General features: G+C 62.4%; 10 protein-coding genes and 1 pseudogene. 10 read left to right on the top strand and 1 reads right to left on the bottom strand.

The annotated features are described in order from the left end of the window. Positions 1 to 371 precede the first annotated feature (371 nt). The 5 genes from K2Y03_RS00960 to K2Y03_RS00940 all read left to right on the top strand — a co-directional run bounded on the left by K2Y03_RS00960 (position 372) and on the right by K2Y03_RS00940 (position 8,618). Entirely contained in the window at positions 372 to 845 is a 474-nt protein-coding gene (locus K2Y03_RS00960) for a hypothetical protein (protein WP_294087540.1), read from the top strand. Further along, complete coding sequence (locus K2Y03_RS00955; RefSeq protein WP_294087538.1) at positions 842 to 3,940, top strand: N-6 DNA methylase; 3,099 nt, start codon at positions 842 to 844, stop codon at positions 3,938 to 3,940. The genes K2Y03_RS00960 and K2Y03_RS00955 overlap by 4 nt, the downstream gene beginning before the upstream one ends. Next, positions 3,940 to 4,593, top strand: coding sequence for a hypothetical protein (locus tag K2Y03_RS00950; protein WP_294087536.1), 654 nt, complete (start codon positions 3,940 to 3,942; stop codon positions 4,591 to 4,593). The genes K2Y03_RS00955 and K2Y03_RS00950 overlap by 1 nt, the downstream gene beginning before the upstream one ends. Before the next feature lie 153 nt (positions 4,594 to 4,746). Continuing rightward, positions 4,747 to 6,732 carry an AAA family ATPase gene (locus tag K2Y03_RS00945; RefSeq protein WP_294087534.1) on the top strand — a complete coding sequence of 662 codons (1,986 nt, stop codon included), beginning with the start codon at positions 4,747 to 4,749 and terminating at the stop codon, positions 6,730 to 6,732. A gap of 59 nt (positions 6,733 to 6,791) precedes the next feature. Further along, on the top strand, positions 6,792 to 8,618 hold the full coding sequence (locus K2Y03_RS00940) for an ATP-dependent helicase (RefSeq protein ID WP_294087532.1): 1,827 nt from the start codon (positions 6,792 to 6,794) through the stop codon (positions 8,616 to 8,618). Between the two features lie 58 nt (positions 8,619 to 8,676). Here the strand turns inward: K2Y03_RS00940 and K2Y03_RS00935 are convergent, their stop codons facing one another. Then, on the bottom strand, positions 8,677 to 12,036 hold the full coding sequence (locus K2Y03_RS00935; protein ID WP_294087530.1) for a type ISP restriction/modification enzyme: 3,360 nt from the start codon (positions 12,034 to 12,036) through the stop codon (positions 8,677 to 8,679). A 516-nt stretch (positions 12,037 to 12,552) separates the two neighbouring features. Between K2Y03_RS00935 and K2Y03_RS00930 the strand changes: the two genes are divergently transcribed. The 5 genes and pseudogenes from K2Y03_RS00930 to K2Y03_RS00910 all read left to right on the top strand — a co-directional run. Next, positions 12,553 to 13,521 (top strand): zincin-like metallopeptidase domain-containing protein, encoded by a 969-nt coding sequence (locus K2Y03_RS00930; protein WP_294087528.1) that lies wholly within the window; start codon positions 12,553 to 12,555, stop codon positions 13,519 to 13,521. 160 nt (positions 13,522 to 13,681) lie between these two features. Then, positions 13,682 to 15,826 (top strand): ParB/RepB/Spo0J family partition protein, encoded by a 2,145-nt coding sequence (locus K2Y03_RS00925; protein ID WP_294087526.1) that lies wholly within the window; start codon positions 13,682 to 13,684, stop codon positions 15,824 to 15,826. Between the two features lie 105 nt (positions 15,827 to 15,931). Next, complete coding sequence (locus K2Y03_RS00920; protein ID WP_294087524.1) at positions 15,932 to 16,348, top strand: hypothetical protein; 417 nt, start codon at positions 15,932 to 15,934, stop codon at positions 16,346 to 16,348. Then, positions 16,341 to 16,985, top strand: a complete 645-nt coding sequence (locus K2Y03_RS00915; protein ID WP_294087522.1) for an antitoxin of toxin-antitoxin stability system — start codon at positions 16,341 to 16,343, stop codon at positions 16,983 to 16,985. Before K2Y03_RS00920 ends, K2Y03_RS00915 begins: the two co-directional genes overlap by 8 nt. Positions 16,986 to 17,104: 119 nt before the next feature. Continuing rightward, positions 17,105 to 18,174 (top strand): annotated as a pseudogene (locus tag K2Y03_RS00910) (methylase); the annotation flags it as partial.

The raw sequence follows: 18,174 nt of genomic DNA, 5'->3' as shown, positions 1-18,174 counted from the left end.
TTTTATTGGCAAATCTGCTGCGAACTTTTTTTCGGGGCTTCAGCATCTATCAGCGTCGATTGCACTTCCTACGCCCTTTCTACGACGAGACCAGATCGCTACAAGACTCACAAATATTACTGTCATCAGAACGGTAGGGTACTGCTTCTTTGCGAGAATGGGTAGCCTTTGACATCGCTGACGGCTGATCAGCCAGTCGCAATCGCCCTTGCAGGTGCTGCCATTGGTAGGTCGCCGGCCAAGGATGTTGCAAGCGCATTGGTATGGAAACGACAGGAGCATCGACCCGCCTTGAATTGAGAACATATAAAGAACTAACACGGGGTTGACCCCGTGTTGATCTGGTGCCCGTTCCGCACTAATATGTTCCGATGCGCTACACTCAAAGCCAGATACGCGAACTGCTTTCCATCTCCGTGGATGCTTTTCGCACCTGGCGGGACGCAATTCCCGCCTTGGCTCTGCACAAAGGACACGCCCCCAGCTTCACGCCTGGGGACGTTGTGGCCATGGCGATCGTCACCGAACTTGTCCGGGACTTCGGGGTGCGCGTGGGAGCGGTGGGCGACCGTTTCGATCAGCTTTTCAAAGAGTGCGGGGAGAAATCCTGGCTCTCACTTGAAAACTGCGTCGCCTTGATCGAAGCGGACAACTTCCGCTTGGTCGATGCAAGCCTTGCCCGTCGCGCGCCAGACGCTTCTACCCTCTGCGTACCGTGCGCGCCGATCATAGCGCGCCTGCGCGCGGCGCTCACCGCGACGGAAGTCGATCAAGTGCAGGGGCATCTGCAGTTTCCCCCGACCTCCGTCGGCATGCAGCCTCAACGGCGCAGCAAACGCGCATGACCACGACCCGGGCATCCGCATTGGCGCCAGAGTGGAAAGACCGCTTGGGTCTCACACATCGTCGCTCGCCTGAACTTTACGAGTCAGCCGAGGCCGTCAGCGACGTGCCGCACGCGTCGGCTATCCGAGCCGCCCTCACCGAGATGGGTGTATCGGCGATCTTCTGCGTCCAAGGCGTCCCAACCGTCGCGATCCTGGAAACCGATCACTACGACCGCGCAGCTATTGTCGATCTTCACGGCGCACTCTGGAATCAGGGCTTGGCCAGCCTGTTGCTGGTTATCGCCGACGATACGCTCAGAGCGTTTTCGCTTGCCCGTACTCCGTTGAGCGATCCGGGCGACGCCTTCGAGACCCGCTGCCTCATCGATTGCCTCAGCCTAACGACGGAAGCGCTGCGGTTTCAGAACCTTATTTACGGCGCGGAATCCGGACGTCTGTGGAAAGACTACGGCGAGTATTTCCCCCCGAAAGAACGCATCGATCAGGTACTCCTCGACAATCTGAATGCGTCGCATGACCTCCTGCAGAAGGCCGCGCTCGCTCCCGATGCGGCCCAAGCCCTGCTCATACAGGCGATGTTTATCGCCTACCTTGAGGACCGGGAGATCGTAACCCCCACCTACTTTGCCGCCGTCTCCGAGAAGAGCGCGGCGAGTTTTTCGGCGCTGCTGGAAACCGGCAACGTGAATCTCTTCCGGTCCTTCTTCCGGACCCTCCACGCGGATTTCAACGGCGATCTGTTCGTCGCGCCGTGCTCCTTCGAGGCCACGGGCGAGGCACCAGAAGTCACGCCAGCGCATCTGACGATCCTGGCGCGGTTCCGGTCAGGCCGTGAAGAAATGGCTCGTTCCGGACAGCAACGGTTCTGGGGCTATGACTTCCGCTATATCCCGATCGAGCTCGTCAGCGCCGTCTACGATCGGTTCCTAGGTGAACGCGAGGCTGAACGACGCGCCAACGGCGCCTACTACACGCCTATGTTCCTCGCCGACACAGTCGTTTCCCAAGCGTGGGAGATGTTGCCGGATGCGATAAGGACGACAGGAAACTTCCTCGACCCTGCTTGCGGTTCCGGCGTTTTCCTCGTCCGCTCATTCCAACGACTCTGCGAACACTGGCGCGCCAAGCACAAGACGCAGACGATTTCCTGGGAGACGCTGCTGTCCTTGCTGAGCCAGATCCATGGCTGGGATCTGAATGGCGGCGCCGTTCGAGTCGCCGTTTTTTCGCTTTACGTGGCCCTCCTCGAGGAGGTGTCGCCGCGCGACATCCGAAAGCTCATCACCCGGGGGAAACTCCTCCCGGAACTTTGGGGCAAGACTCTCGTCTGCCGCGACTTTTTCGAAGTGTCACCTGCTGGCGCCCGATACGAGGTCATCATCGGCAATCCGCCATGGACCAGCCGCCGCGGTCTGGCGCGTTCTTCTGTGCAGTGGAGCAAGAAAGCTGGCCATCCCATGCCTGGCGGCGAAGACGCCTGGGCGTTCAGCTGGAAGGCCCTGTCGCATCTCGCCGACGGCGGCCTGATCGCGTTCCTGCTGCCGGCGATGGGATTTTTGCACAACCACGCCCAAAAGACGGTCGAGGCACGTGATGCGTTCTTCCGGAAATCCCAGGTCCGCCGCATCATCAACTTCGCTGACCTTCGATTTCAGCTTTTCGAGAAAGCCCATCGCCCCGCAGCCCTGATCGTCTACGGCATCGCGAATCCGGACAATTTCCCCTATCGATTCGATTATTGGGCGCCAAAGGCCGACCTCAACCTGCGCATCAAGCGTGTCATCACGCTGAGCAGCGCGGACAAAGCCTCGCTCGGGGTGGGCGCGGTTCTCGATAACCCGCTCATCTTCAAGCAGCGCCTTTGGATGCGCGAGCCGGACGCCAAACTCTTCGGCTATCTCGCAAGGCTTCCAAAGCTGGAGGCCTTCGTCAAAGATTTTGGAGGCCTGAGTCGCCGCCGCGAAGAGCCGGGCGACCGATGGGTCATCGGGCAAGGCTATCAGCCCTTCAATGAAGACAGCGATAGCGATGCGCCTCCACTCGAAAGCGCATATGTCGGCCAGCTGCCGGACCTGCCAATTGCGGCCTACTCACGCCTGGCTCAGACCGTGGAGGGCTTGCTGCCTGCCGCATCATCGACGGTTCGCCGTCGCGGATTCGAGGCCGGGTTTGAGGGCTCGCGGATTCTTATCCCGCGTGGAGTCGAGACGTCGCAGAACCGTCTTCGCGCCGCCTATTGCGATCAGCCTTTGACCTTCCAGCATATTTTCCAGGCGATCGTGGTGCCGAAGGGCGAAAGTGACCGCGCCAAGCTGCTGACCGCGATACTCAATAGTCGCGTGGCGGTCTGGTACGCCTTTCATGGCACCGCTTCGTTCGGCTCGGATCGACCCGAAGTCCAGCAGGCCGACCTGCTACATTTGCCGTTTCCATCGCCCAACGATGTCCCCGATCCAACCGCAGCCGCGCAGGCCGCCCTTAAGTTAATCGCGATGGTGGACGACGCACGTGAACGCTCCAACGAGCCGTTCTCGATGCAAGTCGACGACGGCGAGACCCTGCGGACGATCGACCAGCTAGCGTACCAATACTTCTGCCTGTCGCCCGATGAAATCGCGCTGATAGACGATACCGTCGAGGCTATCCTGCCCGCGCTTCAGCCCCATGAAGGCCACTTCCCGAAACTATGGGGCGCGCCGGACCAACAGCAGCGGGCGCTATACGCCCACACGTTGGCGGCCAGCCTCGCGGACTGGTTCAAAGGCAAAAAGATCGATGCGCGCCTCGTCGCGCGCGGCGCTGACCTGGCGATCCTTCGTCTGCACCTGGGCGGCCATGAAGACTATGCCGAGGATGCGGCCGGCGAGCTCGGCGACGTACTCGAGCGACTCGCATCCCACATCCACAGGCCCATGGATGGCAATTTCCAGCTCATGCCAGACCTGCGTGTTTTCGTCGGCGACTGTCTTTACCTCATCAAGCCCATGCAAATGCGCTTCTGGCTACGCTCCACCGCGCTCGCCGACGCCGACGGAATAGCGCTCGACCTCCAGCATGCCGCCGCCCTACCGCGACAGCGAGGCGCGGACTGATGCTGATCGGCGACGTGCAGAGATGGGTCGACAACTTCGTTTCATTCGATGACCGCTTCCTGGAGAGGATCGCGGCGGCGTGGCCAGACTGCATGGCGGTACTACCCGGGCAGCCCGGCGAAGATGACATCACCATCAACCTCGTCGATCGCCTCGCCAAGGATGTCGTGGTGCGCCGGCTGTGCCACTGGGTCGAATATCAGTTCGAGCCGTTCGGCCTTGCCGCAGACGGGTCGAAGTTCAGCAAAGGTATCATCGATATTGCCGTGCTCTTCGACTGGGATCGACAGCGCTACCTGGCCTACGAGTGCAAGCGACTCAACGTGATCAACGGCAAGAGCCGCAGTTCCCTGGCTACCGTGTATGTCACCAAAGGCATGATGCGTTTTCTCACCGAGCAGTATGCCGAACAACAGCCTGTGGGGTGCATGCTGGGCTATGTGCTCGACGGCGATGTGCCCTTCGCCCAATCGCGGATAGCCGACGCCATCCGCAGCCATGCTCCTCTTGCGCTTGGCGAGGGGCCTACACCCCTTGCCGCGATCGAAACGATCGCGCGTTTCCGCACAAGGCACACCCGCCCAACCGGATCGCAGATTGAGCTTCGCCACGCGCTATTTCCGAAGCCATCAGAGGCCGCGCCAACCGGCTGACGGCATGGACGTTAGAACCCTCGCGTTTTATGCGACTAAAGCACGCCTGATACTGATGCATAAAGTATAAGTGGCAGAATCTTGGGACATCGCGACTGCCGATCAAGGCAAACTTAACGCGTGAGCCCATAACTAGTGGGACGTCGAGTAGCTATGTTTGTTGAACGGCTCAGTCTAACGAGTTTCCGTTGCTTCGGTCCTGAAGCGACCAGCGTCGACCTCACCCCCGATCTGACCGCCTTTGTCGGCGTCAATGGCGCAGGGAAAACGGCCATAATGCAGGCGCTGCAGCGCCTCTTCGGCGTGACCGGCGATCAGCGACGCCTTCGGCGCCAGGATTTCCACGTCCCTTCCACCGAACTTGTAGCACCACTTCAGCGAACCTTCGTGCTCGAGGTGATCATTGCCTTTCCTGAACTGGACGAGGACGGTGCCGACAGCGCGGCGATTCCGGAATTCTTCCACCAGATGGCTGCCGAAGTAGCAGGCAAGCTGAAATGCCGCCTACGTCTCGAGGCGACTTGGACCGATGATGGTTCGCTCGACGGAGCGATTGAGCATAAATACTGGGCGGTTAGAACTTTCGGGGCGTTCACCGACGCTGATTGCACTGAGTTGAAGGCAACCGACCGGACGCGGATCCAAATGATCTACGTGCCGGCGACCCGGGACGGCGCGTCGCAGGTGACGGCGTTTCTTCGCGGCAGGCTGTGGCGCGCCATCAACTGGTCGCAGGGAGTGCGGGACACGTTCACGAACGCCGGCGCCACCTTGAACGGGGCTTTCGCCGGGGAGCCGGCAGTCGATGTGATTGCCGCAGCTGTCACGCGGCGGTGGCAGGAAGTGTACACCGCCGGCACCGACACCACGCCGGTCTTCCGCCCCCTCGATCTGCGTTTCGAGCATTTCATCCGCAAGGTTGAGGTGGTCTTCCGCCCCGACGAGGCCGGTCGAGAGCGGGCTCTTGATGACCTGAGCGACGGCCAGCGGTCGCTCTTTCACCTGGCGATGACCGCGGCGACTCTGGATACTGAAGCCGGGATCGTCGCTGATCCCGCCAGCGCCGGATTCCAAGCTGGCGGCGTACCGCTGCCAGCGCTCACTCTCATCGCGATCGAAGAGCCCGAGAACAACCTAGCTCCCTTTTATCTCTCCCGCATCATCCGGCAGATACAGGACCTGACGAAGTCGCCACAGGCGCAGGCCGTGGTCTCTAGCCATTCTCCAAGCATCCTCGCGAGGGTCGATCCCACGCAGGTACGGCATTTTCGCCTTAATCCTCTTGATCGAACGGCCGGCATCCGCCCGGTAAGCCTTCCTGTCGGCGAGGAGGAGGCGTCGAAGTTCATCCGCGAGGCCGTGCGTACTTATCCAGAGCTCTATTTCGCACGCTTCGTAGTGCTGGGAGAAGGCGCATCCGAAGAGGTCGTGCTCCCGCGTCTCGCCGAAGCGATGGGCCTCGACATCGACCGATCTTTCGTCGCGGTCGTTCCGTTGGGCGGGCGCCATGTTAACCACCTCTGGCGGCTGCTGACCGACCTCGATATCCCCTACGCCACACTACTTGATCTCGACTGGGGTCGAGCTGGTGGCGGATGGGGGCGTATTAAGACCGCCTGCACTCAACTGCTCGCAAACAACGTGACGCCTCAGGCCATTTTCGGACAGCACCTCGATCCGCTTGGGCCGGCGGCGAACCTCACGGCCTTCGACGCCCTGCCGGTCGCAGACACAGCGGGTCTCACAAACTGGATAAACTGGCTGCGTCAGTTCAATGTCTTCTTCTGCACGCCGCTGGACCTTGATTATTCGATGCTGAAGGCCTTCCCGCTGGCCTACCAGGTCATTGAACCCGGTCGTCAAGGACCGTCGCCCCTCGGCGAACCGCGCACGGCGGTACTCGGTGAAGACGGCCAAGCTCACCTATATGCCGCCGACCAAGACGCCTTCATGCGCTGGTATCGCTATCTGTTCTTGGGGCGCGGCAAGCCAAGCACCCACGTCCGGGTGTTGAGCGCGCAAGACCCGGACGCGCTCGCAGTCGGCGCCCCTGAAGAACTGCGGGCTCTCCTGAATTCAATTGTCGCTCGCCTTACGCCGCCGCCGCCACCACCGCCACCGCCGGCCGCCGGCTTCTGATTATGCGCCTTATTCGACCAGAGGATTGGCGCCCTAGCGGTATCGACGACCTAGAACCGGTGGCATGGAGCGCCCTACGCCACGCCGGATCGGCTTGCGTTGTCGCAGGCCCCGGCGCCGGCAAAACCGAATTTCTCGCCCAGCGTGCGGACTATCTGCTCGAGACGGGTATTTGCCGAGCGCCGCATCGCGTGCTCGCAATTTCGTTCAAAACGGATGCGGCCAACAATCTCGCATCTCGCCTGCGCCGACGCTGCCCGCCAGAGTTCGCCAACCGGTTCGTGTCGGTCACCTTCGACGCCTTCACCAAGAGCCTAGTCGATCGATTTCTCAATGCGATTCCCGCCGACTGGGGACCGACGCGCCCGTATGAAATCGCTTTCCCAAAGCGCGCGGCGATAGAAAGCTTTCTCACGCTCGCCAGGCTCAATGCGCCGCCGAATTGGCAGGCCGACATCGCTGGCTACAGCGCGAGCGACTTTGAAGCTAAAATCGTCGGCAGCTACCGCCTACCGACCGGACCCATCGCGCCGCAGAACGCCGCCGAGTTCACGATCGCCCGCTGGTGGGCGACCCAACTGCGGCCGGGGCAGCCTTCCGCCCTCACCTTCGTGGGCATAAATCGCCTTGCCGAGCTGCTGCTGCGCGCCAATCCCCACATCCGCCGGGCACTCATCGCCACCTATCCCTTTGTCTTCGTAGACGAGTTCCAAGACACGACCTACGCGCAATACGACTTCCTGCATTCGGCCTTCTCTGGTGGGCAAACCATCATTACCGGCGTCGGTGACGACAAGCAGCGGATCATGGTCTTCGCTGGTGCGCGCCAGGACGCTTTTCAGCGGCTGCAGGCGGATTTCGGAGGCGCCCGTTTCCCTCTCATCTTCAATTTCCGTTCCTCACCGGACCTTGTCGCTATCCAGCACGTCGTCGCACGCGCTCTCGATCCAAATACCGCCCCAACGGTCGCTCAGACGCCTCGCCAGGTGGATGGCGACGTAGCGCAGGTCTGGTTCAGTCAGACCAAGGCGGCGGAAGCCGCTCATCTAGCGCAATGGATCGCCAACGACATGGCCATCCGAGGCCGAGCGCCGCGCGACTACGCGCTCCTCGTGAAGCAGAAGTCCGATGATTATGAGCAAGAACTCGCTGGTGCCTTCGCTGCTCAAGGGCTGCGGATCCGGAACGAAAGCCATGCCCTCGGCAAAACCTCGCTTCAGGATTTGCTTTCCGACGACTTAAGCCGGCTTGCGATCGCTATCTTCCGCCTGGGCGCGACACGCCGCGCACCGGCCGCATGGCAGTTGGTGTCTTCTTCGGTCCTGGCGCTGCGCGCTGCCGGGCCTGACGATGATGCGCGCGCGGCCAAGGTCGAAGCGGAACTCAGCGCATTTCTCACTGCCTTGCGCACCGACATGGCGGCCACCGCTCCGTCGAAACAAAGCGCTCTCGATTTCGTCAAACGGGTTTTTGAGTACCTGGATCTTGGCGCGATCGCCCGAACCTATGCCGAATATGGGGTTGGTGATCAGCTCCAGATCATCCTTAAGGCTTTTTGCATTCACTTCTTCGGCTGCGCCGATGGCGCGCCGAATTGGACCGCCTGCCTCGACGCGTTCGAAGGGCTCGACCAAATCCCCATGATGACCGTTCATAAGAGCAAAGGGCTGGAGTACGACACCATCATCTTCGTCGGCCTCGACGACTGGGCTTGGTGGGCCCACACCCCTGGCGATCCAGAGGGCGTCGCCGCATTTTTTGTAGCACTATCACGGGCAAGACAGCGCGCGATCTTCGCCTTTTGCCAGCAACGCGGAAATCGGAACAATGTCGCTGAGCTCTATCAGCTCCTCACTGCCGCGGGCGTGCCCGAAATCGCGATCTAATATCGTTTTCGATGGCAAACCGAGCCGTCAACCGGCTGACGGCCTCGTTGAAATGAAACTATACTCGAACGCCAAGTTCAACCGACGTAAAGCTCGCGCTTGCACACTCCTGATAGAGAGCGTCAAGCGTTCGACCCATTGCCAACAGCGCGGCAATGCGCTGGATCATCTGCCGGAGCCACCGGCGCTCATCCTCAGTGAGCGGGTTGCCGTCACGTCTATCGGCTTGGCGGTAGCCGAGCCATTTTTTCAAAACCGGATACCCGCCGAGCTGATAAGTCCAAACGGCTTCGGGAACGTGCGCGAAGTAGGCTTGCGCGTTTAGGTATAGATCCCCGGTTCGTTCGCCCCACGCGGCGTCCCATGTCGGCGCCGGCAATTCCGGCTCGAGAAATTGCCGCGCTGTCCATTTGCCTTTCCCACCGCCCCAGTATGTGATGGTCAGCTTCAGGTCGTCAGCTGTGACACTGGCCCCGTCCAAGCGACGCAGCTGGCCGAGCATTTTTGCTCGCTCGGGCGAGAGCACCGCCTCGACCACTTCGCGTGCATCGCGATTGGCGTCGAGCAAACGGGCTACCCGCTCGCCGGCATCGACCAGCCTGCCGAGTAAGTTTGCGTCCTTGGGTATGGGCAGGTGAGCCCAATCGCTCGACAACGCACTCTTATGCTCGGACTGGTAGCTAGGCGCATGAAGCGTCGCGAAGGCGACGCGGAACAGCTTGCCGACGAAGGCGCGCGCGTCATCCCCGCTGCGCTCGCCAATTAGACCAAAGTGGTCGCGCAGCACACGCCAAGCCGGCTCGGAAATATTGGCGTCGCGGTGTGCCAATAGGTCATCGTTAACGGTCTCGCGAGGAAAGACGACAGACCCCCTTTCATGGACATGCAGGTTAGCAAGCGTCGTCGCGAAAAGAGGGCGTGTTTCCGATTCCTTGCGCGGCTCTGGAACCGTCAGCAGGAACTCGTTGCCAGATAAGTTGGACTCGTATTCCGGGCGAGCGCGATTCAGTAACTTGGTCCGAGTTTCATAGTAGATCGTTCGTTGATCGAGCGGAAATGTTAGAAATGGCTTTAGGCGCGACTGATCGAAGCCGAGGCTGCTCAGCGCTGTCCATACTGTCTCCGGCTCGTATCCAACGATTGCGGGCTTACCATCGGGCTTGGTAGGCGGCGCGAGGCCGGGATATGCGGCGGAGGCAGCGGCAAACGTAGGCTTCTTAATGTAACCGGCGATCCGTTTGGCCAAAACGCTCCTATCTGCGTCTATTACCGACCCCTCCATACCTCGATTATGGTTCACACCTTGAACCGTAACCGGGAATAGCTCGTCGAGCGCAGGCCAAGCCTCGAAGCCGCCTTCCATAACACGCGGCGAGAGACGCCAACGGCCTTCGGCGCTCGGGTGAATTTCCTCGTAGGTTGGCGCCGCGTCAGGCGTATTCCCAACCCCGCTAGGCAAGCTCGCGATCAGCGCCTGGCGCTTCCACGCTGCCGTGCCCCAGAAGTCGCGGTACCGGACCTCTGTATCCGCGGGGAGAGTCGAAGCACCGGTGCGTTTGATCCATGTGACGATCGCCGTTCCTGGTTGAATGCCCCGCGGGTCCATCTCCGTGGTGAAAGCGCTATCGTCACGCGTTCCGGCGCCGGTCAGCCCATTGGGAATCATCTTGCCCGTGCGGTATTTGTCGCCGTTGAGGTTATCGACCCAGACCGCGTCGAAATTGGCGAGGAGCGATCGCCGCATCAAGGGATGGGAGCGGCCTGTGAGGTACGACGAGTTAGAAATGTAGGAGACCACACCGTACTCTGCGGCGAGGCCAATACGCTCCTCAGCGAGCCTGATGAATCGAATGTAGAGATCATCTAGTAGCTGCTTCTTGACCCCAAATTCTTCGTACAAGCGGCTACTACCACGCTGCTTCATTAGCGGCCGGCCAAAACCATCCATCTTGACCGCGCCGTCTTTCGTCTTTTGCTCGACGAGTTTGATACCTTTGTAGTGGGCCACAAGCTCAGCTTCCTCGGCTTGGGCTGCGCCGGTGAAACGGTCATAAGGCGGATTGCCCAAGACGACGATGATCCGAGCATCACGCTTGACCTGTTGCGAAGCGTCGAACTCTTCCCGCATTTCAGGAAAGTTGAGCTTCACGTCGCCATGCTCATGCCATCCCGACAGAGCGTTCGTCAGGAAAACCGCGAGCCGCCGATTCGGATCAGGCTTAGCGCCGAGCTGCTCAAGAAGCAGGTAGAGTTGCAACTGAGCGATCGCGAACGGTGCTGTCAGAATCTCGAAGCCGATCACTCGTTCCTGAAATGCGTTCGTGAGCTCCAAGCCAACGGTCGTCGCGTCGCCTTCAGCGATCAGCTCCTCGGCGATGCAGCGCGCGACTTCGAGGAGGTACGCACCTGTCCCGCAACAGGGGTCCAGGACGATCACGTCGGGATCGGCAAGCCCGCGCGGGCGGCCTAGCTCGGTCTTCAGAAGATAGTGAACCCGACGCACTTGGTAGCGAACGATCTCGGGCGGTGTGTACCAGACGCCCAAATCCTCCCGAAGCTTCGGGTCGAACGCTTCAAGGAACGGTTCATAGAAATAGGTAATCGCTGCAATTGAGCTCTCGCCATCGATGGTCGGGAATGTCATCCGCCCGCGAAACAGCAGGCGATCAACACGATTGAGCGTCGCAATGGCACGGGCGAGATGCGGCTCAAGTCCAAGGTGCTTCATGCGCGACGGGTGCCGGATGTCATGGAGCAGCGCGTCGAGGAAAGGGATCGGCAGAAAGCTGTGGGCGTCGTCGATGTCGAAGGACGCATCGTCATCGGCTTTCTTGTCCCAGAGGATCCAGGCAGCGAAGAGGGCGTAGAAGACGGATTGCACCAGCGACGACCGAAAGAATCGAGCGCCCTTCTCGTCATCGACATCGAAGGCCAAACCAAGCGCCTGCCGATAGTCGTCAAGCAGTGGCTTGAGCGGCTTCAAATCGACCGGGAGCGCGTCCTTCGCATCGCGGGCTTGTCGTGCCAGAATTTTGGCCAGATCAGCTGGCGCTCCGATGCGCGCCAGATCGGTCACGGCCCGGGTCACGATATCGACTAGCGCGACGATAGCCTCGGCGTCGACCTTCGGCTTTGTCCCGCCGCTGACTGCAGACCACAGATCGACAGTCTTCAGCAGGACGCGACGTTCTGGTGGGACGGGTGTCGTCCCGCCCCTGGCGTAGCTCGGATCGCAAACGAGCAAACCGAAGCCCCGCACATTGCATAAAAGCACCACCCCTGTTTGTGCGAGGTATCGTCCGATCTGATCCTTCTGCTCAGTTGAGACCGCGAGGTCATGCAGGCTAGTGCTGGCGCGTTTGACCTCGCCGTATACCCCCACGAATAACGCTCCGTTACCAAGGACAAAGTCGGGCATATCGTGGCTGCTTGTGCCCTTCTCGGACGTACCGGTACGAATATCAAAGGGCAGATTTTCTGACTTTAAGACTGCTGTTAGAAGTGTTCGAACATCGGGGTAGAACGTAGTCTCGGTTGATGTTGGCAGAGCTTCCAAAGCTCGCGTGTCCGAGCAATAGGTGACCAGTGCTTCACTTAAAGGGACAGCCAATTCACTTCACTCCCCTGCGTCGAACCCTGCTGAATGTGGTCAAGAAATGGCATCAATTTCCTTAACCCAGCTCACAAGTAACTGATAGGCCAAAACGACGGCAGATTGGTAGCCAGAACACCGCTGATTGATAGTCAACGGTGCTGGCTAATTCGCGAAGTGATTGAGGGGGAAAGCCTTCCCCTGCGGCCGAGCTTTGTCTCTGCCGACCCCTTCTGCGGGGAGCCCCTGCAACGCCCCCAAGAGTGAGAGTGCAGGCCGGCTGTGCCGTGACGGGTTGAAGGCTGGGAGAGAGGCTTCCGGCGCCCGTCGCGGAGACCCGCGATGTCGAAACGTGATCCACGCGGCCGGCCGAGCGCCGACCGGACGAGCCTGTATGACGAAATCACCGGCAAGATCCTGGCCGAACTGGAGGCCGGACGGTTGCCCTGGGTCCAGCCCTGGGGGACGGCCGCGGCCAAAGCGCCACTCGCCATGCCGACCAACGCTGCGACCGGGCGCGGCTACTCGGGGGTCAATGTGCTGATCCTCTGGGGCGCGGTGATCTCGCTTGGCTTTCCGAGCCAAGGCTGGCTGACCTTCCGCCAGGCCCTGTCGCTCGGCGGCAATGTCCGGAAGGGCGAGCGCGGCACCACCGTCGTCTATGCCGACCGCTTCGTGCCGGACGATGAACGCCGTCGTGCGCGAGAGACCAGTGAGGAGGCACAGGCGATCCCGTTCCTGAAGCGCTTCACGGTCTTCAACGTCGCTCAGTGTGACGGCCTGCCTGAGGACCTCGTGGCCGCCGTGCCGGCGCCCGAACCCGGGCTGATCGAGCCCACGGTCGACGCGCTGATCCGGGCGAGCGGGATCGACTTTCGCATCGGCGGCGACCGGGCTTACTACGCGCCGGCACCTGACTATGTGATGGTGCCGCCGCCCCAGGCCTTCTTCGAGCCCATCAACTGGCATCGCACGGCGCTCCACGAATGCGCCCATGCCAGCGGCGCGGCCCATCGGTTGGGACGTGATCTCACCGGCTCGTTCGGCTCCAAGAAATACGCGTTCGAGGAGCTGGTCGCCGAGATCGCCTCGGCCTTCTGCTGCGCAGCCCTCGGCATCGCCCCGACCGTCCGTCACGCCGATTATATCGGATCCTGGGCCGAAATCCTGCGCGAGGACAATCGCGCCATTGTCCGTGCAGCCAGCCAGGCGAGCAAAGCGGCAGACTGGCTGCTGGCCTTCGCACCAAGCACCGGCGACGCTGGTCAGGCGGTTGCCACAACCTCCGAGGCGGCACGCGAGGCGGCCTGACGCACTCGAGCCCGCTCCAAGCATCGGCGCAGTCCCGTCTTTCCGGCTCTACGGTGTTCCGGCTTTCCGGAAGCGATGAGAGGAAGAGGGCTGCGCCGATTTTCGTGACGGGTTGGAGGTCGGGAGAGAGGCTCCCGGCCGCCCGTCGCGGAGACCTGTCATGGCCACTGCCATTCAGAAGATCACCCTGTCGCCGTCGCGCGACATCCCCTTCAACAAGCTCACGCTCTCGCAATCGAACGTCCGGCGCGTCAAAGCCGGCGTGTCGATCGAAGAACTCGCCGAGGATATCGCCCGCCGCGGCCTCCTGCAGAGCCTAAACGTCCGTCCCATCCTCGATGCCGACGGCGCCGAGACCGGCCTCTACGAAATCCCGGCCGGCGGCCGTCGCTACCGGGCGCTCGAGCGTCTGGTGAAGCAGAAGCGCCTCGCCAAGACTGCTCCCGTGCCGTGTGTGGTGCGCGATCCCGCGACATCGATCCTGGCCGAAGATGACTCCCTCGCGGAGAACCTTCAGCGTGCCCCGCTGCATCCGCTCGATCAGTTCCGGGCGTTCCAGGCGCTGCGCGACAAGGGCCAGTCCGAGGAAGACATCGCCGCGGCCTTCTTCACCTCCGCCCATGTGGTGAAGCAGCGTCTGCGCCTTGCCAGCGTGTCTCCGAAGCTTCTCGACATCTACGCCGAGGACGGCATGACGCTGGAGCAGCTGATGGCCTTCACGGTCAGCGCCGACCATGCAAGGCAGGAACAGGCCTGGGAGGCGGTCGCTGGCTCATGGTCCAAGGAGCCCTATCAGATCCGCCGCATGCTCACCGAGAAGACAGTGCGCGCATCGGACCGCCGCGCCATGTTCGTGGGGCTCGATGCTTATGAAGCGGCCGGCGGCACGGTCCTGCGCGATCTCTTCCAACAGGACGATGGCGGCTGGCTCGCAGATGCCGCCCTTCTCGACACCTTGGTTGCCGCCAAGCTGAAGACGGAAGCCGAGGCCATCGCGGCGGAAGGCTGGAAGTGGATCGAGGTCGCTGCCGACTTCCCCTACGGTCACACCCACGGTCTGCGCCAGATCGACGGTGTCGCCGCCGAACGATCGGCTGACGAGCAGGCGACGATCGACGCGCTCAACGCTGAATATCAGCGGCTCGAAGCCGAGTATGAAGGTGCGGACGAATTGCCAGACGAGGTCGATGCGCGGCTCGGCGAGATCGAGGCCCTGCTGGAAGAGCTCGACACCCGGCCGGTGATCTTTGATCCCTGCGATATCACGCGTGCTGGCGTCTTCGTGAGCATCGGCGCGGACGGCAGGCTCGTGGTCGACCGCGGCTATGTTCGCCCGGACGACGAGGCGCCCCTCGTCCTGCCCGATGACGAGACCGGTGGCGCTACGGCGGCCACCAGCGCACATGCCGGCGAACCCGGACCGAGCGGCACGTCCCGCACCGTCATCACGGTCGGCGGGCAGCCGATCGAAAGCGAGGACGACGAGGACGACGTGATCAAGCCGTTGCCCGAGCGCCTGGTGATCGAACTGACCGCCCATCGCACGCTCGCGCTGCGCGACGCCGTGGCGAGCAACCCACAGATCGCGCTGACGGCGCTGCTGCACAAGCTCGTCATCGACACATTCCAGCGCACCAGCACCGGCGGCGGATGCCTCGAAGCGTCCGTGCGACACGTCTTCTTCCCCGCGCAGGCCTCCGACCTCAAGGACAGCCCCTCCGCACGCGCGATCGCGGAGCGTCAGGACGCCTGGAAGGCCGATCTTCCGCAGGACGATCAGGCGCTCTGGGACTGGCTGTCGGCACTCGACGATGCGAGCCGGCTCTCCCTGCTCGCCCACTGCGTAAGCTTCGGCGTCAATGCGCTTTATGAAAAGCCGAACCCCTATGGCGGGAACGGCGTGTCCCAGCACGGTCTCGAACGCCGTCTCACGCAGGCCGATCGGCTTGCGCGCGCAACCGGTCTCGACATGGTCGGGGCCGGATGGCGGCCGTCCGTCGACAACTATCTCGGCCGGGTGCCGAAGCGCCGCATCGTCGAGGCCGTGCGTGAGGGCGCCGGAGACCGGGCCGCGCAGCTCATCGAGCATCTGAAGAAGGGTGACATGGCCAAGGAGGCCGAACGCCTCCTCGCCGACACCGGGTGGCTGCCCGAACCGTTGCGGCTTGCCCATACGGAAAGGTCGTCCGAACCCGGCGAACCCGAAACCGAGGCAGGCTCCGAGGATTTGCCGGCGTTCCTCTCAGGCGACGAGGAAGCTTCGGACGAGGATGTCGAGCCGCTCCCGGCCAACGCGGCCGAGTAGCCGATCCAGGCGGGGCCGCTCCGGCGGTCCCGCATCTCTCCTCACACGTCCTTTCCATCAGCCCGGTCGCCGCGCCGGGCTTTTCCATGTTCGCGGGAGACTGTCATGGCAGACTATTTCACGCACTTCTCGTGCCTGCTCGACGTCGGCACTCCCCAGAATGCCGCGCGCGCGCTCGATCTCTACAACGCACTGACCGAGGCTGGCGCTGCGGAGGAACCGCCGTCCGAAGGCTTCCTCGTCTCCATCCAGCCCGAGCACGGCGGCTCGCAGCTCTGGCTGCGGGATGACGTCTCCGGCGATCCCGAACGGCTGATCCAGTTCGTGAAGCTCTGCGCTGCGGAGTTCGGTCTCAAGGGCCGTTGGGGCTTTCAGTACGCCAACACATGCTCGCGGCCGCGGCTCAATTCCTTCGGCGGTGGCGCGCACATCCTCGACCTCGGCACCGGCGATACGGTCGGATGGATCGACACCGATGGATGGCTCGCCACCGCTCTGGACGGAGGTGATCCCGATGCCTGAGATCATCGAAACCATCGTCTATCGGCTCGACGAACTCTCCGACGCGGCGAAGGACGCCGCGCGCGGATGGTATCGCGAAGGCGGCTTCGATCATGACTGGTTCGAGTTCGTTTATGACGACTTCGAACGCATCTGCACGATCCTGGGCATCAGCCTCAGGACGCGCTCTGTCCGGCTGTTCGGCGGCGGCACCCGCTCGAAACCCTGCATCTGGTTTTCGGGCTTCTGGAGCCAGGGGGACGGGGCCTGCTTCGAGGGCGACTACAGACATGCGAGAGCCGCCGCCCGCCGCATCCGGGCCTTTGCACCAACGGATACCGCGCTTCACCGGATCGCCGACACCCTCCAGGCTGTTCAGCGGCGCAACTACTACCAGCTCCGAGCCACCGTAACCCACCGGGGGCGCTACTATCACGAGCATTGCATGGCCATCACGGTCGATCGCGACAGCCCCACGGGTCAGGACATGACCACCGATGCGGAAAATACCGTCTCCAAAGCGCTCCGAGATCTGGCCGGCTGGCTCTACCGCCAGCTCGAACGGGAATACGAGCATCTGACCTCGGACGAGGCCGTCGACGAGGCGATTGCAGCGAACGGCTACACCTTCACCGAAGCGGGCCGGCGCTTCGGTTGAAGCAGGCACGCTTAGGTCTCGCGAGAGGGAGAGAGGGGCCGGGACGGGTTTGAGCCCGGACGGTCGAGAGAGAGCGCCCACGGGCTCGTCCTGTTCCCGCTCTCCTTGAGGTCTTCCCCATGCACGATCGTCCCGCACCTTGCGTGCAAGAACATACGCCAGCATCGCATCTGCCACGCGCCGCCCGAACCGACGCACTGCTCGGTGCCGCCCGATCCATCCTCCCCCATCTCGAAGCCGGCCGACGTGTGGACGCCACCCTGCTTCGTGAAGCGATGGAAGCGAGCTTCAACGCATCCGATGCTGCCGGAGCCTGGGATTGGAAGCTGGCCTATGATGCTTGCGAAGCAGCGACCGTTCTCTTCCTACGCAAATACGGCAACGCGCTTTTGCACAAAGCCGGCTCTGCGGCCGATGCGCTGCCGCTGATCGCGAAAGTCGCCGGCCTGCTTCCCACGCACTCGCGCCGCTCGATCGACAGCGAGACGTTCCAGCAGTTCTCGACCCCCATCCCGCTCGGACTCATCGCGGCGACCGCTGCCGCCATCCTGCCCTCCGACCGCGTGCTCGAGCCTTCGGCAGGGACCGGCCTGCTCGCGATCCTGTCGGAGATCGCGGGCGCGACCTTGATCCTCAACGAACTGGCGGACACCCGGGCCAGCCTCCTTTCCTCGCTCTTTCCGGCCGTTCCCGTCACGCGCTTCGATGCGGCGCAGATCGATGATTACCTCGACCCGGCCGCAGTCCCAACCGTCGTACTGATGAACCCGCCATTCTCGGCGCTGGCGAACGTCTCCGGTCGCATGGCCGACGCAGCTCTGCGACACATCGCGTCCGCGCTCGCCCGCCTCGCCGAGGGCGGGCGCTTGGTGTCCATCACCGGCGTCAATGTCAGCCCGGAGCATCCCGCCTGGCGCGAGGCGTTCATGCGCCTGCAGGAGCGGGGGCGCGTCGTGTTCACCGCGAGCATCGACGGCGCCGTCTATGCCAAGCACGGCACCACCATCGAGACGCGGCTCACCGTCTTCGACAAACTGCCAGCGGTCGATCCAGCCCTGTTTCCGGCATCACCGGGGACCGCACCCGACGCGCGCACACTCATGGATTGGGTTACGAAGCAGGTTCCTCCGCGGCTCCCGCTGGCGGCCTCTTGCGCCCTGCCCACGCCGTCGCCGATGACATCGAAGCG

This window comes from Sphingomonas sp. (assembly GCF_019746015.1).
Lineage (GTDB): Bacteria > Pseudomonadota > Alphaproteobacteria > Sphingomonadales > Sphingomonadaceae > Sphingomonas.
The sequence above is the reverse complement of the archived record's forward strand: the minus strand, read 5'-3'. Positions and strand labels throughout refer to the sequence as shown.

What these genes read in the sequence shown, in the direction of transcription:
- K2Y03_RS00960 (WP_294087540.1), top strand. Translation starts at nt 372, where the DNA reads ATGCGCTACACTCAAAGCCAGATACGCGAACTGCTTTCCATCTCCGTG.
- K2Y03_RS00955 (WP_294087538.1), top strand. Translation starts at nt 842, where the DNA reads ATGACCACGACCCGGGCATCCGCATTGGCGCCAGAGTGGAAAGACCGC.
- K2Y03_RS00950 (WP_294087536.1), top strand. Translation starts at nt 3,940, where the DNA reads ATGCTGATCGGCGACGTGCAGAGATGGGTCGACAACTTCGTTTCATTC.
- K2Y03_RS00945 (WP_294087534.1), top strand. Translation starts at nt 4,747, where the DNA reads ATGTTTGTTGAACGGCTCAGTCTAACGAGTTTCCGTTGCTTCGGTCCT.
- K2Y03_RS00935 (WP_294087530.1), bottom strand. Translation starts at nt 12,036, where the DNA reads ATGCCCGACTTTGTCCTTGGTAACGGAGCGTTATTCGTGGGGGTATAC.
- K2Y03_RS00930 (WP_294087528.1), top strand. Translation starts at nt 12,553, where the DNA reads ATGTCGAAACGTGATCCACGCGGCCGGCCGAGCGCCGACCGGACGAGC.
- K2Y03_RS00925 (WP_294087526.1), top strand. Translation starts at nt 13,682, where the DNA reads ATGGCCACTGCCATTCAGAAGATCACCCTGTCGCCGTCGCGCGACATC.
- K2Y03_RS00920 (WP_294087524.1), top strand. Translation starts at nt 15,932, where the DNA reads ATGGCAGACTATTTCACGCACTTCTCGTGCCTGCTCGACGTCGGCACT.
- K2Y03_RS00915 (WP_294087522.1), top strand. Translation starts at nt 16,341, where the DNA reads ATGCCTGAGATCATCGAAACCATCGTCTATCGGCTCGACGAACTCTCC.